At 57.3% G+C, this 15,586-nt stretch carries 13 protein-coding genes; 4 read left to right on the top strand and 9 right to left on the bottom strand.

Annotated features, from left to right (window positions below; genetic code table 11):
• Positions 1-23: 23 nt before the first annotated feature.
• The 3 genes from mreD to LDN84_RS19445 are packed head-to-tail and all read right to left on the bottom strand — an operon-like array spanning position 24 to position 2,534.
• Positions 24-557: a rod shape-determining protein MreD gene (gene mreD, locus LDN84_RS19455; RefSeq protein WP_223905069.1), complete on the bottom strand. Its 534-nt coding sequence runs from the start codon at positions 555-557 to the stop codon at positions 24-26.
• A complete protein-coding gene (gene mreC / locus LDN84_RS19450) occupies positions 554-1,474 on the bottom strand; it encodes a rod shape-determining protein MreC (protein WP_223905068.1) in 921 nt (306 codons plus the stop codon). Before mreC ends, mreD begins: the two co-directional genes overlap by 4 nt.
• A gap of 16 nt (positions 1,475-1,490) precedes the next feature.
• Positions 1,491-2,534 carry a rod shape-determining protein gene (locus tag LDN84_RS19445; protein ID WP_223905067.1) on the bottom strand — a complete coding sequence of 348 codons (1,044 nt, stop codon included), beginning with the start codon at positions 2,532-2,534 and terminating at the stop codon, positions 1,491-1,493.
• A 199-nt stretch (positions 2,535-2,733) separates the two neighbouring features.
• Between LDN84_RS19445 and gatC the strand changes: the two genes are divergently transcribed.
• The 3 genes from gatC to gatB are packed head-to-tail and all read left to right on the top strand — an operon-like array spanning position 2,734 to position 6,034.
• A complete protein-coding gene (gene gatC, locus LDN84_RS19440) occupies positions 2,734-3,033 on the top strand; it encodes an Asp-tRNA(Asn)/Glu-tRNA(Gln) amidotransferase subunit GatC (protein WP_223905066.1) in 300 nt (99 codons plus the stop codon).
• Positions 3,034-3,053: 20 nt separating this feature from the next.
• Entirely contained in the window at positions 3,054-4,550 is a 1,497-nt protein-coding gene (gene gatA / locus LDN84_RS19435; protein WP_223905065.1) for an Asp-tRNA(Asn)/Glu-tRNA(Gln) amidotransferase subunit GatA, read from the top strand.
• A gap of 2 nt (positions 4,551-4,552) precedes the next feature.
• A complete protein-coding gene (gatB, locus tag LDN84_RS19430; protein ID WP_223905064.1) occupies positions 4,553-6,034 on the top strand; it encodes an Asp-tRNA(Asn)/Glu-tRNA(Gln) amidotransferase subunit GatB in 1,482 nt (493 codons plus the stop codon).
• Positions 6,035-6,076: 42 nt separating this feature from the next.
• On the opposite strand, the gene LDN84_RS19425 is transcribed toward gatB, so the two are convergent.
• Complete coding sequence (locus LDN84_RS19425; RefSeq protein WP_223905063.1) at positions 6,077-6,547, bottom strand: hypothetical protein; 471 nt, start codon at positions 6,545-6,547, stop codon at positions 6,077-6,079.
• An 80-nt stretch (positions 6,548-6,627) separates the two neighbouring features.
• On the bottom strand, positions 6,628-7,341 hold the full coding sequence (gene pyrE / locus LDN84_RS19420; protein ID WP_223905062.1) for an orotate phosphoribosyltransferase: 714 nt from the start codon (positions 7,339-7,341) through the stop codon (positions 6,628-6,630).
• On the opposite strand from pyrE, the gene LDN84_RS19415 reads away from it, so the two are divergent.
• A complete protein-coding gene (locus LDN84_RS19415; protein WP_223905061.1) occupies positions 7,340-8,137 on the top strand; it encodes an exodeoxyribonuclease III in 798 nt (265 codons plus the stop codon). The two genes, pyrE and LDN84_RS19415, sit on opposite strands and share 2 nt — an antisense overlap.
• 44 nt (positions 8,138-8,181) lie before the next feature.
• Here the strand turns inward: LDN84_RS19415 and LDN84_RS19410 are convergent, their stop codons facing one another.
• The 4 genes from LDN84_RS19410 to puuE all read right to left on the bottom strand — a co-directional run bounded on the left by LDN84_RS19410 (position 8,182) and on the right by puuE (position 15,583).
• Positions 8,182-10,485, bottom strand: a complete 2,304-nt coding sequence (locus LDN84_RS19410; RefSeq protein ID WP_223905060.1) for an NADP-dependent malic enzyme — start codon at positions 10,483-10,485, stop codon at positions 8,182-8,184.
• Positions 10,486-10,581: 96 nt separating this feature from the next.
• Complete coding sequence (locus LDN84_RS19405; protein ID WP_223905059.1) at positions 10,582-11,808, bottom strand: M20 family metallopeptidase; 1,227 nt, start codon at positions 11,806-11,808, stop codon at positions 10,582-10,584.
• Between the two features lie 480 nt (positions 11,809-12,288).
• A complete protein-coding gene (gene uraD, locus LDN84_RS19400; protein WP_223905058.1) occupies positions 12,289-14,151 on the bottom strand; it encodes a 2-oxo-4-hydroxy-4-carboxy-5-ureidoimidazoline decarboxylase in 1,863 nt (620 codons plus the stop codon).
• Between the two features lie 469 nt (positions 14,152-14,620).
• Positions 14,621-15,583 carry an allantoinase PuuE gene (gene puuE, locus LDN84_RS19395; protein WP_223905057.1) on the bottom strand — a complete coding sequence of 321 codons (963 nt, stop codon included), beginning with the start codon at positions 15,581-15,583 and terminating at the stop codon, positions 14,621-14,623.
• Positions 15,584-15,586: the final 3 nt, after the last annotated feature.

Raw genomic sequence — 15,586 nt, 5'->3', positions numbered from 1 at the left:
GAAAGCATTACTTGGACAACCTGTTATAGGGGCCGATTAGCATCCGGGTTGGGTGCACGCCTTTGTGGCATCAGGAGCAGCACACTTACGACAGGCCACAAGAGGGCCTCCAGCAGCGGGGCCAACACCATCCACCAGCCGGGGAAATCTCCCCCGGTCATCAGGCGTACCACCAATGACAAAACATGTGCAGCAAAAAAAAATGGCAAGACCTGCGCCGCCTGTGATGGCACGCTGAACCACAACAAGCGCCGATGAATACCTATGGCGAGAAAACTTAAAGTGGTATAGGCCAAAGCGTGCTGCCCTAATAAACTACTTTGATGCACATCCATTGCCAAACCGAGCACAAAGGCTACCCCCACCCCAATACGTAAGGGTTGATGAATGACCCAGAACACCAATACCAGAGCCAAAATGTCAGGCACCCAAACTGCGCGGCCAACCCAACCCATGTTGATCAGCATGTTGAGACTCATTGCCAATACCAGCGAGCCCCATATAAACAAAGGGCTGGCTGGCATCAATAATTGTTGTTGACCGCGCGGCATGATCATGGCTTACCCCCTTTGCTTTTGGCTATGGGCACAGGCGAGTCATTTGGTCTAGCATGAATTTGCTCTGTCAATGGCTGCAACACCAGCACATGCAAACTGCCCGCCACACGAGCCACGGGGTCACAAACAATTCGGGCAAAAGCGGAATCAGCACGGCGTTCAATCTTGAGTACCCGTGCTACTGGCAAGCCAGGAGGGTAAACACCATCTACCCCGCTGGTGGTGAGCAGGTCGCCTGCCACCATGTCTACATTGGCATCCATGAAGCGCAGTTCTAGTGCACCACTGCGCGCACCAGATTCACCAAACGCCAAGCCGCGTACGCCTGTGCGTACATTGAGTACCGGAATGGCTTGGTTGCGATCAGTCAGTAAAGTTACCTCACTCACCAATGGATAGACGCGGGTCACTTGTCCCAGAATGCCAGATTCATCCAGCACCGGTGCTCCTGCCTGTACGGCGGCCAAAGCACCTTTGTCAATGATGACCTTGCGTGTATAAGGATCGGCTGCGTCATACAACACCTGAGCTGCAAGCGCTGGAGTTTTGATGCGTTCGCGCATGTCAAGCAAGCCTCGTAGTCGAGTGTTTTCCAGCGTCAATTGTTCAACTTGCAAGGCTCGCTGGGACTGCAAACCCAATTTGTATTGCGCCGCAGCTTCCTTGTTTTGTGAAGTGTTTAGAGTCTGAAAATACTGACTTCCACTTTGAGCCCACACCAATGGGCGCATCACGGCCCATTGCAAGGGGTACAACATGGTGGCAAAAGTAGCTCTGATGGGTTGAGCAATTTGAAAGCGCAGATCCGCCACCATCAGCAATATCGCAAAGGCGCTAAAAAAAACAAGTTTGGACAGCGCAGAAGGTCCCTGCCTGAAAAACGGAGGGGGATCGCCATCCAGCGTACCCAGTGGCATCGCTGTGCCTGTTCGCTTATTCGCTGGTAAAAATGGAGCCCAGGCGCTCCATCTGCTCCAGCGCAATGCCGCAACCGCGCACAACACAAGTTAATGGGTCTTCTGCCACCAAGACTGGAAGACCTGTTTCTTCAGCCAGCAAACGATCCAAGTCACGCAGCAGAGCGCCGCCACCGGTCAGCATCATCCCGCGGTCAGCAATATCGGCTCCTAATTCAGGTGGTGTTTGTTCCAGCGCGTTTTTCACCGCGGAGACGATATTGTTGATCGGATCAGTCAATGCCTCCAGGATTTCGTTGCTGGAAATGGTGAAACTGCGCGGGACACCTTCAGAGAGATTGCGCCCGCGTACTTCCATTTCGCGTACTTCACTTCCTGGGAAGGCGGAGCCAATATTCTTTTTGATGGCTTCGGCGGTGGGTTCGCCAATCAGCATGCCATAGTTGCGGCGGATGTAGTTGATGATGGCATCGTCAAAGCGATCCCCGCCCACACGTACGCTACCCTTGTAGACCATGCCGCCCAGAGAAATCACCCCCACCTCGGTGGTTCCGCCACCAATGTCAACGACCATGGAGCCGCTTGCTTCGGATACCGGCAAACCTGCGCCAATGGCTGCGGCCATGGGCTCTTCAATCAGGTAAACGTCGCTGGCACCAGCTCCCAGGGCGCTTTCGCGGATGGCCCGGCGCTCCACCTGGGTGGAGCCGCAGGGCACACAAATGATGATGCGTGGGCTGGGGCGAAAGATGGAGCGTGGGTGCACCATCTTGATGAATTGTTTGAGCATTTGCTCAGTGACGGTGAAGTCGGCAATCACGCCGTCCTTCATTGGGCGAATAGCCTCAATGTTGCCAGGCACTTTCCCCAGCATGGCTTTGGCTTCCTTGCCAACTGCCTGAATGGTTTTCTTGCCTTGTGGGCCACCTTCGTGACGAATGGCCACGACTGAGGGTTCGTCAAGAACAATGCCCTTGTCACGGACGTAAATCAGGGTATTTGCGGTGCCAAGGTCAATGGCCAAGTCAGTTGAAAAATACTGACGAAATGTTCCAAACATGGAGTAATCCTCTTGGGCGCATGAGGCGCTTCGGCCAGCATGTCGCCGGTAACTGGTTCAAAATGGGTGATTGTTGAGTTAGATGCGTTGCTGGTGCGAGTCGCTGCTCAAGGAAGGGATAATACCCTATTGCCTGTGCATAACTCCAGCCCTAGCCTGGTTTTGCCCCTCATTTACACACTGTTTCGATTGAAAACCCATGTCACTTTCATTTGCCGATATTGACCGACTGGCTCATCTGGCTCGTCTTGGCCTGGAGCCCCATGAGCATGAGCGTTTGCGCATGCAACTGAATGATTTTTTTGGTATTGTGGAGAAAATGCGCTCAGTAGACACCACCGGTATCATCCCGTTGGCGCATCCGGTCGACATCATGGCTGATGTGGCCCTGCGTCTGAGAGACGATGTTGCCAGTGAGCCGAATCAACGTGAAGCCAATCAACACAACGCTCCCGCACTTGAAAACGGCCTGTTTTTAGTGCCTAGGGTGATCGAATAATCCGCACGACACATTGCATCATGACGCAAATTTCATCTGATCTGCACGACCTGACCGTGGCCCAGTTGGCCAAGTTGCTCCGCGAGCGCCAAGTCTCTGCAGTCGAGGCTGCAACGCATTTTCTCAGCCGTGTACGTATGCACCCAGAGGTAGGTGCTTTTTTAGACATCCAGGAAGCCGTCACGCTGGCGCAGGCCCAGGCGGCCGATGATCGGTTGGCTGCCGGGGTGGCTGGTGCGCTAGAAGGTGTGCCTGTGGCCCACAAAGACATTTTTGTCACCCGTGATTTCGCCACCACGGCAGGCTCCAAAATGCTCAAGGGCTACCAATCGCCGTTTGATGCCACGGTGGTGAGTCGTTTGGGTACCGGTGTGCCAGGCCAAGGCCATGGCGCAGGCATGGTGACGCTGGGCAAACTCAATTGTGATGAATTTGCCATGGGTTCCGCCAATGAAAACTCGGCCTACGGCGTGGTCAAAAATCCGTGGGATGCCACATGTGTACCAGGTGGATCATCAGGCGGCAGTGCTGCTGCCGTAGCCGCGCGTTTGACCCCGGCTGCCACCGGAACAGATACCGGTGGATCTATTCGTCAACCCGCATCTTTTTGTGGCATCACGGGGATCAAACCCACCTATGGGCGGGCATCGCGTTATGGCATGGTGGCTTTTGCTTCCAGTCTGGATCAAGCTGGGCCCTTGGCGCGCACCGCTGAAGACTGTGCTCTGTTGCTCAGCGCTATGTGCGGGCCGGATGCAGACCGTGATTCCACCTCGCTAGATGCGCCTTCCGAGGACTTCACCCGCAGTTTGAACAACGACCTAGCTGGTCTGCGCATTGGGGTGCCTGCCGAGTTTTTCGGTGACGGACTGGCGCCGGACGTGCGCGCCGCCGTGGATGCTGCCTTGAAAGAGTATGAAAAACTCGGTGCTAATCTGGTGCCGATTTCGCTGCCCCGCACAGAGTTGTCTATTCCCGTTTACTACATCATTGCTCCGGCGGAGGCATCCAGCAATCTGAGCCGCTTTGATGGTGTGAAATTTGGCTTCCGGGCTGATAAATTCACCGATTTGAACGATATGTATTTGCAAACCCGCGCACAAGGGTTTGGTGACGAGGTCAAGCGCCGCATCATGATCGGCACCTATGTGCTGAGTCATGGTTATTACGACGCGTATTACCTGCAGGCGCAAAAAATCCGCCGCATGATTGCCGATGATTTTCAGCAGGCCTTCAAAGTGTGTGATGTGATTGCCGGTCCCGTGGCTCCCACCGTGGCCTGGAAGCTGGGCGGGCACAGTGATCCATTGACTGATTATTTGGCTGACATTTTCACGCTGCCAGCTTCTTTGGCGGGTTTGCCGGGCATGAGTCTGCCGGTCGGGTTTGGCGCAGGGAACATGCCCGTGGGTATGCAGCTGATTGGCAACTACCTGACCGAGTCCCGCTTGCTCAACGTGGCCCACCGCTTCCAGCAAGCCACCGATTGGCACATGGCCAAGCCCCACGGAGTCTGAACATGAACGCAACTGTCCAAGAAAAAAAACCAGCCAGCAAATCATTGCTGGTGCAGGGTTACGAAGTCGTTATTGGCTTTGAGACCCACGCCCAGCTCTCGACTCAGTCCAAAATTTTCAGCCGCGCCTCCACAGCGTTTGGTGCTGAACCTAACACCCAGGCCTGCGCGGTGGATCTGGCCCTGCCGGGCACGCTGCCGGTAATGAACAAGGGTGCGGTCGAGCGTGCTATCGAATTTGGACTGGCTGTCGGCTCCCACATTGCGCCACGCAGCATTTTTGCCCGCAAGAATTATTTCTACCCTGACCTGCCCAAAGGCTACCAGATCAGCCAGTTCGAGATTCCGGTGGTGCAGGGTGGTGCGGTGGAGTTTTACCTGGGTGACGAGAAAAAGTCGGTGCGCCTGGTGCGCGCCCACCTAGAGGAAGACGCGGGCAAGTCGCTGCACGAAGACTTCATTGGCCAGACCGGTATTGACCTGAACCGCGCCGGCACCCCGCTGCTGGAAATCGTGACCGAGCCTGACATGCGCTCCAGCCTTGAGGCTGTGGCTTACGCCAAGGAACTGCACAAGATCGTCACCTGGATCGGCATTTGCGACGGCAACATGCAGGAAGGCAGTTTCCGCTGTGATGCCAATGTGTCGGTGCGCAAACCCGGTGAGCCCTTGGGTACACGGCGCGAGATCAAGAACCTCAACAGCTTCAAGTTCATGCAGCAGGCGATTGACTATGAAATTCGCTGGCAGATTGAAGAGCTGGAAGACGGTCGTGCCATCCAGCAAGCCACCGTGCTGTTCAACCCCGACACCGGTGAAACCCGCGCCATGCGTACCAAGGAAGATGCCGCTGACTACCGCTACTTTCCCGACCCCGACTTGCCACCGCTGGTGATTGCCCCTGAGTGGGTCGAGCGAGTGCGCGCGGGCATGACCGAGCTGCCGCGCGTGATGGCGGCGCGTTTTGCTGCGGACTACGGTTTGTCGGATTACGATGCCACGCAGCTGACGCAAAGCCGCGAGGTTGCGGCTTACTTTGAAGCCGCAGCCAAAGCCTGCGGTCAAGCCAAGCTGGTCGGCAACTGGATCATGGGGGAGGTATCCCGGCGCTTGAATGCCAGCGAGTCCGACATCAGCGCCTGCCCGGTGTCAGCCCAGCAACTGGCGAAACTGATTGGCCGGATTCAGGACGGCACCATCTCCAACAACGCGGCACGCCAAGTCATGGATGTGCTGTGGGCCGAGCCCGCCAGTGCCGTTGATACCATCATCGAAGCCAAAGGCCTCAAACAGATGAACGACACCGGCGCACTAGAGCAAATCGTCGACACGGTGCTGGCCGCCAACCCGAAAAACGTGGAAGAGTACCGCGCCGGCAATGCCAAGGCGCTCAATGCACTGGTCGGGCAGATCATGAAAGGCAGTCAGGGCAAGGCCAACCCGCAGCAAGTCAATGAGCTGCTGCGCCAAAAATTGGCATCTTGAGGGTGTTCTTGCTTATCCCAGGGTGAGTCAGTACACGCTGACTCACGGCTTGGTCGTGTTGGTGTTGGCCTCGGCATTGTGATCCCACAAGGGCTTCAAGAGCGTTTGCTCATCGTCAAAACGTGAGTTGATCCTGGTCAGTGCAACCTCTTTGGCGGTTGGATCGGTTAAGTGAATCGCCGTGGCCTGTGCCAGTGCCTGGGCTCGCTCTTTCTCGTGTACGGTCTGATTCGGGTACCGAATCAACAAAGCCTGGAGTCGTTTCTTTTCTTTCAAGGGGCGTATTCGTGCTTCTTGTTCAGCCCAGGCTTTTTCTTCCCGTGCCTGCTGCTCCTTGGTTGTCAAGAGTGGAGGGACGATGGCTTTGACCGTGCCGCTGGGGTTGAGGATTTTTTGCTCCCGATCCACACATTCCAGGATTTTTCGGTCAGAGGTCAGTCTGCGGCCTTGGGCATCCACACAAATGTAAATTTCGGGTGCCGGAAACTGGGTTTGCGCCATGGCAACCGTCACGGCGCACATCCCCAACAGCGTCGTGACCCTACGTACTGTGATCAATGACCAGGCACTTGCCATGACACCAATGTGTTTACTTACGGTTGTTCATTGACTCCATAACGCTCCCGGTAAGCACGAACCTTTTGTTGTGCATCTAGCAAACCAGGGACGCTGTGTCGTTCCAGGTAACACATCAAGTCATCCAGTCGTGCAATGGCGCACACCTGCAAGCCTAATTGCTGACGCACATACTGAACGGCGCTGTGGTTGACATCCTGTCCACCTTCGGTGGCTTTTTCTTGCCGATCCAGTGCAATCACCACCCCGCGGGCCGTGGCACCTGATGCCTGGATCAGAGCAATGGATTCGCGCACCGCAGTGCCTGCAGACATCACATCATCCACAATCAATACCCGCCCCTTGAGGGGGGCTCCGACCAGGTTTCCGCCTTCACCATGGTCTTTGACTTCCTTGCGGTTGTAGGCAAAAGGTACGTTGTGTCCCAATCGTGCCAGCTCCACAGTCAGCGCTGTACCCAGTGGAATACCCTTGTAGGCGGGGCCAAAAATCATGTCAAATTGAATGCCACTGGCCAGCAGACGCTGGGCATAAAATTGCGCCAAGCGGCCCAATTTGGCACCATCATCGAACAAACCGGCGTTGAAGAAATAGGGGCTTAACCGACCAGCTTTGGTCTTGAATTCGCCAAAGCGAAGCACACCACAATCCACTGCAAACTGCACAAAATCCTGCGCCAAGGTATCTTCGGTGCGGTTTTGATGGGGTTGCAATTCACTAAGCTCAGTCATGGGGAAATCCTTGTTTAAATTAACCAGCCTCAATCTCAATGGTATACGTTCAGCCAGCAGCAAAGGTCTTGAGGCTTGGGTCCACCAAAGTCGCCCGGATTGTATTTGTGTGCAGGAAGTCAAAGCTCAAGCGCCGGATGTGCAGGGGCGGTTCGAGAAGTTGGCGGACATGAATGGGTATTTCCATTTTGCCGAGAAAAAAGGTTATTCCGGTGTGGGTGTTTACACCCGCAGCGAACCTTCGGAGGTCATCACGGGCTTTGGACACCCTGAGTTTGATGCAGAGGGGCGTTATGTCGAGCTGCGCTTTGACACCGCCAGCGAGAAGCGCTCCATCATCAGCTGTTATTTTCCGAGTGGCTCATCGGGTGAGGAGCGGCAACAAGCCAAGTACCGTTTTCTGGATAGGATATTTCCCCACCTGGTGTCATTAAAAAGTCAGCGCGAATTCATTCTGTGTGGTGATGTCAACATCGCACACCAGGAAATTGATCTGAAAAACTGGAAAAGCAACCAGAAAAACTCGGGCTTCCTGCCGGATGAACGTGCCTGGATGACCCGCTTGCTCAGTGAGGCCGGCCTGGTCGATGTCTATCGCCAGCTCCACCCCACCGCGACTGATGAGGCCTACACCTGGTGGAGTAACCGAGGTCAGGCCTACGCGAAGAATGTGGGTTGGCGGCTGGACTACCATTTGGCCACACCGGCATGGGCAGCCAAAGCCCGTAGCGCATCAATTTTCAAAGCGGACAAGTTTTCTGACCATGCCCCCATCAGTATTGAATATGCCGAGTAGTTGCCCCTGATTCGGGGCGACTACCTGGCATGGTTGGGTGGTGTTTACCTCTGTGCATTCACGTCAGCCACGGCCAGGGCGGTCATGTTGACGACCCGGCGCACGGTGCTTGAGGGGTTCAGCACATGTGCGGTGGCGGCTGCGCCCAGCAGGATGGGGCCCACGGTGACACCATTGCCACCAGTCATCTTGAGCACATTGAACAAAATGTTGGCGGCATCCAGATTCGGGCAGATCAGGATGTTGGCTGAACCCGTGAGGGTGTTGTCCATCAGTGTGGCGTGACGAATTTCTTCCGACAAGGCGGCATCCCCCTGCATTTCACCGTCGCATTCAATATCGGGGCAGTTGGCTTTGAACAAGTCGCGTGCGGCGCGCATTTTGCGCGCGGAAGCACGGGTGGACGAGCCGTAGTTGGAGTGTGACAGGAAGGCTACCTTGGGCTGCAGGCCAAAGCGCTTGACCTCATTGGCGGCCATTTTGGCAATGTTGGCTAATTGCTCGGCGGTCGGATCTTCATTGACATAGGTGTCGGCTACAAACAGACTGTAGTGCTCCAGCATCAAGGCGTTCAATGTGGCGAAATTGCTCACACCGGGTGCACGGCCAATCACATCGCGCACATGATCCAGATGCACATCAAAACGCCCGTGGATGCCGCACAACATGGCATCCGCATGGCCAAGCTTGACCATCAACGCGGCAATGGTGGTGGTGCTGCGGCGTACCATCGCTTTGGCGGCCTCGGGGCTGACACCGTCGCGGCCTTTGAGCTGGTGGTAGGTTTCCCAGTATTGGCGGAAACGTGGGTCATCTTCGGGGTTGACCACATCCACATCTTTGCCCAATTGCAAACGTAAGCCGGCTTTGACAATGCGGGCTTCAATCACGGATGGGCGGCCAATCAGGATCGGGCGGGCCAGGTTACCTTCCACCACGATTTGTGCGGCACGCAGCACGCGGTCATCCTCACCTTCGGCATACGCCACACGTTTGGCGGATGCGGGTGCCAGGCGGGCGGCATTAAACACCGGCTCCATCAGCAAACCGGTGGAATAGACAAACCGCGCCAGTGTCCGGCGGTAAGCGTCCATGTCCTTGATCGGGCGTTTGGCGACACCAGAGGCCTCGGCCGCAGCGGCCACAGCGGGTGCAATGCGCAGAATCAGGCGTGAGTCAAAGGGTTTGGGAATGATGAAGTCCGGGCCAAAGGCCAGCTCTTGCCCGGCGTAGGCGTGGGCCACTTCTTCACTGATGTCGGCCTTGGCCAGGTCGGCAATCTGGCGCACGCAGGCCAGCTTCATTTCTTCGGTGATCTGGGTCGCGCCGCAGTCCAGCGCGCCACGGAAGATGTAGGGGAAGCACAGCACGTTGTTGACCTGGTTCGGGTAATCCGAGCGGCCGGTGGCAATGATGCAATCCGGGCGCACGGCTTTGGCCAGCTCGGGGCGGATTTCAGGCTCAGGGTTGGCCAGTGCCAGGATGATCGGGCTGGCCGCCATGGTTTTGACCATGTCCTGCGTCAAGACACCAGCGGCCGAGCAGCCCAGAAACACGTCCGCTTCGTTGACGGCATCCGCCAGCGTGCGGGCGCTGGTGTCCTGTTCGAAGCGTGCCTTGGAGTGGTCGTAACCGCCCGGGCGGCCTTTGTAGACCACGCCTTTGGAATCGCACAAAAACACATTGCTGACCTGCACCCCCAGGCCGACCATCACATTCAGGCAGGCCAGTGCCGCCGCACCGGCACCGGAGACGGCCACTTTCACGTCAGCAATGTTTTTGCCGACCAGCTCCAGTGCATTCACCAGCGCGGCGCTGCTGATGATGGCAGTGCCGTGCTGGTCGTCATGGAACACCGGAATGCCCATGCGGGCCTTGAGTTTTTCCTCAATGTAGAAACACTCCGGGGCCTTGATGTCTTCCAGATTGATGCCGCCCAAGGTGGGCTCCAGGGCGGCAATGATCTCGATCAGCTTGTCGGGGTCGCGCTCGTCCAGTTCAATGTCAAACACATCCACTCCGGCAAATTTCTTGAACAGGCAACCTTTGCCTTCCATCACCGGTTTACCCGCCAGCGGGCCAATGTCTCCCAGGCCGAGCACCGCCGTGCCATTGGTCACCACGCCCACCAGATTGCCGCGGCTGGTGTAGTCGTAGGCCAGGTCGGGGTTGGCTTGAATGTCCAGGCAAGGGTAGGCCACGCCGGGTGAGTAAGCCAGGGCCAGGTCACGCTGGTTGATCAGGGGCTTGGTGGCATTGACCGAAATCTTGCCACGGGTGGGGAAACGGTGGTAATCGCGTGATGCGTCGCCCAAGGCTTGTTCGGCGGTGGAAAGTTCATTGCTCATCGGAGCCTCCTTGTTGAAATAGATGGTGTGCACTTTACACCCGGCCATCCGGTTTTTTCTGACAAATGACAGGGACGGGAGGGGTCGTTTGGCATGCTAGGTCAGCAGATCGTGCAGGGTGCGGGCAATCACCTGAGTGGCACGGCGCAGGTCTTCAAGCTCCAGCCGTTCGTCCGCACGTTTGGCGTGTGACTCCAGCACCGTGCGTGGCCCGGCCCCGTAGACCACGCCTGGAATACCTTGCTGGGCAAACAGGCGGACATCGGTGTACAGCGGTGTGCCCATGGCGGGAATGTCTTGGCCAAAAATGGCTTGGCCATGCTGTTGAATCGCCTGCACCAGTGGCTGATTGCCGGGCAAGGCTTGCATCGAGTGGGCCAGCAGAATACGTTTGATGTCGATCGTGATGCCCGGCAGCGTGGTGGCGGTGCTGGCAATCAGCTCGCGCAGCGTGGCTTCCACTTCGGCGGCGTTTTCTTCGGGAATCATGCGCCGATCCAGCTTGAAGCTGACCTTGCCGGGCACCACGTTGGTGTTGGTGCCGCCCTGGATCAGCCCCACATTCAGATACGGATGGTTGATGCCTGGCACGCTGGAGCTGACGGATTTGTACAGCGCGTTTTGCGCGTACAGCAGGTTGAGGATTTTCACGGCGGCTTGCAAGGCATCCACGCCGGATTCAGGAATGGCCGCATGCGCCATCTGGCCGTTTACCGTGACCTCCAGCTGCAAACAGCCGTTGTGCGCGGTGACTACCTCATAGCTGAAACCAGCGGCAATCAACAGGTCGGGGTGGGTGAGTTTGTTTTTTAGCAACCAGCCTGGCCCCATCTCGCCGCCAAATTCTTCGTCGTAGGTGAACAGCAGTTCCAGCTGGCCTTGTTGCGGTTTGCACACCGCTTCCAGCGCACGCAGGGCAAAGGTGAAGGTGGCAAAGTCGCTCTTGCTCACTGCGCTGGCGCGACCATAAATTTTGCCGTCTTGAATTTCGCCAGCGTAGGGGTCGTGTGTCCAGCCATCGCCCGGCGGCACCACGTCGCCATGGGCGTTGAGCGCAATGGTTTTGCCACCCGGCCCATAAGTGCGGCGCACGATCAGGTTGGTGATGCTTTGTAACCCGGCAGCTTGCACCTCTGACATGGGAACCGGATGTTTTTCAGCCGTGAGGCCCATGGCGGCCAGCAGCTCCGCCGTGCGCTCGGCGTGCGGCGCGTTGTTGCCAGGTGGGGTGTCGGTGGGGACGTGGATGAGTTCTTGCAGAAAGCGCACTTGCTCGTCAAAGTGCGTGTCGATCCATTGGTCCAGGGCTGTGTAGGTGGTCATGTGTTTTGGGTGGTTTTGTTAATGGATTTAGGTTGGTTGTTGAGGCTTTTGTAATCCCCCCCTCACCCCCAACCCCTCTCCACCCCCGCCGGGGCGGAAAGGGGGGCCAAACAGCCATATTTGGCCGCGTGTTTTGAGTGAGGTCTTACACGCCGAAGGGCAGTCAGGGAAGGCAGGAAATCGATCCCAAAAATTGGGGTCAGATTCCAATTAATTTGTACAAACCTCGGCAAAACCCCCAAACAGCAGCTTGCTGCGGTGCGGTCAAACTGCCCCACGGCGTGTAAGACCTCGGTGAACAGCGGTGGCCAAATATGGCTGTTAGCTCCCCTTTCCGCCCCGGCGGGGGTGGAAAGGGGCGGGGGGGATAGGGGGGGATTTACAAAAATCACTTTATCCAACTTCAAAATAAATAGCTGCTTACGCAATACCCTCAACCGCTAGAGGCCAAAAATACATATAAAACCCATCTCAAACAGGTCATACCTCATGGACCAATTGCTCCAGCAAGTGGGCAAAGGCTTCTACGGCCAGTTGCATGTCGTCGCTGGTGGTGGATTCAAGCGGGTTGTGGCTGATGCCGGCGTTCTGGCCGCGCACAAATAACATGGCCTGCGGCATCACCTCATGTAACTTCATGGCATCGTGCCCGGCCCCGCTGGGCAGGCAGTGCAGTGGCAGGCCAAGCTGTGTCACGGCAGCTTCCCAGCGCTGTTGCCACTCGGGCGCACTGGGGGCGGCGCTGGCGCGCAGCGTTTGCTGCAACTCAAACGCCAGGCCGCGTCGTTGGCAAATTTGCTCTAATTTTTGTAACACGTCACGCTCGATGGTATTGCGTTGCAAGTCATTTGGAGCCCTCAAATCCAGGCTGAAAGTGCAACTGCCCGGCACCACGTTGATGCTGCCGCCGGGCACGCTGATCTGCCCCATGGTGGCGACCGAATCACCGTCTTGCACGGCGCGTTGCTCCAGGTACAGCGCCAGCTCGGCCACCGCGCCCAGGGCATCGCGGCGTTGTGTCATCGGCGTGGTGCCGGCATGGCTGGCCTGACCGGTGACCGTCCCCAGATACCTGCCGCTGGCGTTGATGGAGGTCACCACCCCCAGCGGCAGGTTGATGGCGTTGAGCACCGGGCCTTGCTCGATGTGCACTTCCACAAAACCCAGGTAGTTGACCGGATCACGTTGGAGCTGCCCAATCGCGCGCATGGCCGTTGCGGCATCGCTGCCGGGGCACAGCCCGGCGTACTGCATGGCCTGGAGCATGCTGATGCCGTCAGCATCAAGTTGCTCCAGCCACTGCGGTTTGAAGTCGCCCGTGAGTGCACCTGAGCCTAAAAAAGTGGCTTTGAAACGCTGGCCTTCTTCTTCGGCAAAGGCAACCACTTCGATGGCTAACGGCAGGCGGCGGCCTTTGCGGTGTAACTCGCGCACACAAGCCATGGGGACAAAGATGCCCAGACGGCCATCGTATTTGCCTGCGTTGCGCACCGTGTCGTAGTGGCTTCCGGTCAACAATGTTTTGGGGTTGTATGGCTCGTCACTATTGCGTGAAAAGCTATTGTTTTTGTAGTTTTCTGCAGGGGTTGCTGCTGCGATGCTCATGGCTTCGTAGCGCCCCACGACATTGCCCACGGCGTCAATCACAACGCTGTCAAAGCCACTAGCCTGCATCCAGCCTTGAATCGCCTGAGCACAGGCGCGGTGGGCTTCGGTGAGGTAGGTCACGGTGAGTTGGCCTTGTTCGGCGTAAGCCGGTTCCGAATATTCGCTCAATGCCTCCTGCCAGTCCCATACCGCGTTGCCCAGCGTGGGGGTGAAGCCAAACTTGTCGTTCAGGCGGATTTCGGCAATGCGGTGGATGTTGCGCAGGCATTCCTGCAACTCAAAGTCGGGGTGGCCTGCCAGTCGTCGCTCAAAAGTGGTGATGATCTCGGCCCGGCTCAAGCCGGTGCCGCGCGGGCCGCGCACCGCCAGGATAAACGGCCAGCCAAATTTGGTGCTGTAGCTGGTGTTGAGCTGTTGCAACTTGGCAAATTCTTCGGTGCTGCAGTTTGTGAGTCCGGCTTTGCTTTGTTCGTTGGTGGACTCTGCCGTCAGGCTCTGACTGACCATGGCTTTGCCCGCCAGTTCGGGGTGGGCTTTGATCAGGGCAATCTGGGCTTCACGCCCAGCGGCTTCGAGCACCTGGGTCATTTGGTATTTGAGCTGCGCCAGGGACTGGAACGGGCGCTGTTTCAGAGCTTCTTGCGCGATCCAGGGGGAGTGTTCGTAGAGGCCGTCGAGCAGTTGTAATGCTTCATCTGCGCTGGCTGCGTTGAGCTGAGTCAGTGTGAAAGGCATGATTTTTCCTTTTTCTGACTTGGGTAAGTGTTGACGCTTTTGTAACCCCCCCCTCTCCCCCAACCCCTCTCCACCCCCGCCGGGGCGGAAAGGGGGGCTAAACAGCCATATATGGCCGCGTGTTTTGAGTGAGGTCTTACACGCCGTACGGCAGTGAGGGAAGACCAGGAATCTGCCCACCATCTTCTTGAAAAAATTGGAGTTAGATTCCAATTAGTTCGTACAGACCTCGACAAAACCATCGAACAACAGCTCGTTGTGGCGCGTGCGAACTGCCCCACGGCGTGTAATGCTTCCGTAAAAAGAGACGGCCAAATACGGCTGTTAGCTCCCCTTTCCGCCCCGGCGGGGGTGGAAAGGGGCGGGGGGGATAGGGGGGGGACTACAAAATCCACGTCAATTGCTCCTTTAACCATAGCTGCTTACGCTTATAAATAAAGCGCTATAGCCCAAAAACATCTATAAAAAGCTAGATCCCAGCCGCTGGCGCATACGGATGCATCGCTTTCCAGTGCCGCGCAATGTCCAGCCGCCGACACACCCACACATCCGATTTCTGCCCAATGTGATCCAGAAACCTCTGCAAAGCCACGATCCGACCAGGCCGTCCGAGCAAGCGGCAATGCATGCCCACACTCATCATCTTGGGCGCATTCAAGCCAGCCGGATCGCCCTCGGCATAGAGGGCATCAAAGGTGTCTTTCAGGTACTGGAAAAACGGGTCGGCGTGGGAGTAGCCCTGTGGCAGGGCAAAGCGCATGTCGTTGCAGTCCAGCGTGTAGGGCACGATGAGCTGCGGCACCACCGTGCCATCGGTTTTGCGCACCTCCATCCAGAACGGCAGATCGTCGCCGTAGTAGTCGCTGTCGTACTCAAAGCCGCCAAAGTCAGCCACCAGGCGGCGGGTGTTGGGGCTGTCGCGGCCGGTGTACCAGCCCAGCGGGCGCTCGCCCATGAGACGGGTCAGGATGTCCATGCCGCGCGCCATGTGCTCGCGTTCCACCTCTTCAGACAGGTTCTGGTAATGAATCCAGCGCCAGCCGTGGCAAGCGATCTCATGGCCGAGTTGCTGGCAGGCCTGCACCAGCTCCGGGTAACGCTCCAGCGCCATGCTGACCCCAAAAACGGTGAGCGGCAGGCCGCGCTGCTCGAACTCGCGCAGGATGCGCCACACACCGGCGCGGCTGCCGTATTCGTAAATGCCTTCCATGCTGATGTGGCGATCCGGGTAGCTGGCCGGGTTGAACATCTCTGACAGAAACTGCTCGGAACCCGCGTCGCCGTGCAGCACGCAGTTTTCGCCGCCCTCCTCATAGTTCAGCACAAATTGAACGGCCACACGGGCCTGATTCGGCCACTGGGCGTGGGGTGGTTGGGGGCCGTAACCTTGGAGGTCACGCGGGTAAGGCTGGGTGCTGTTGTAGTGGCGCATAGG

Source organism: Rhodoferax lithotrophicus, assembly GCF_019973615.1.
Classification (GTDB): Bacteria; Pseudomonadota; Gammaproteobacteria; order Burkholderiales; family Burkholderiaceae_C; genus Rhodoferax; species Rhodoferax lithotrophicus.
The sequence above is the reverse complement of the archived record's forward strand: the minus strand, read 5'-3'. Positions and strand labels throughout refer to the sequence as shown.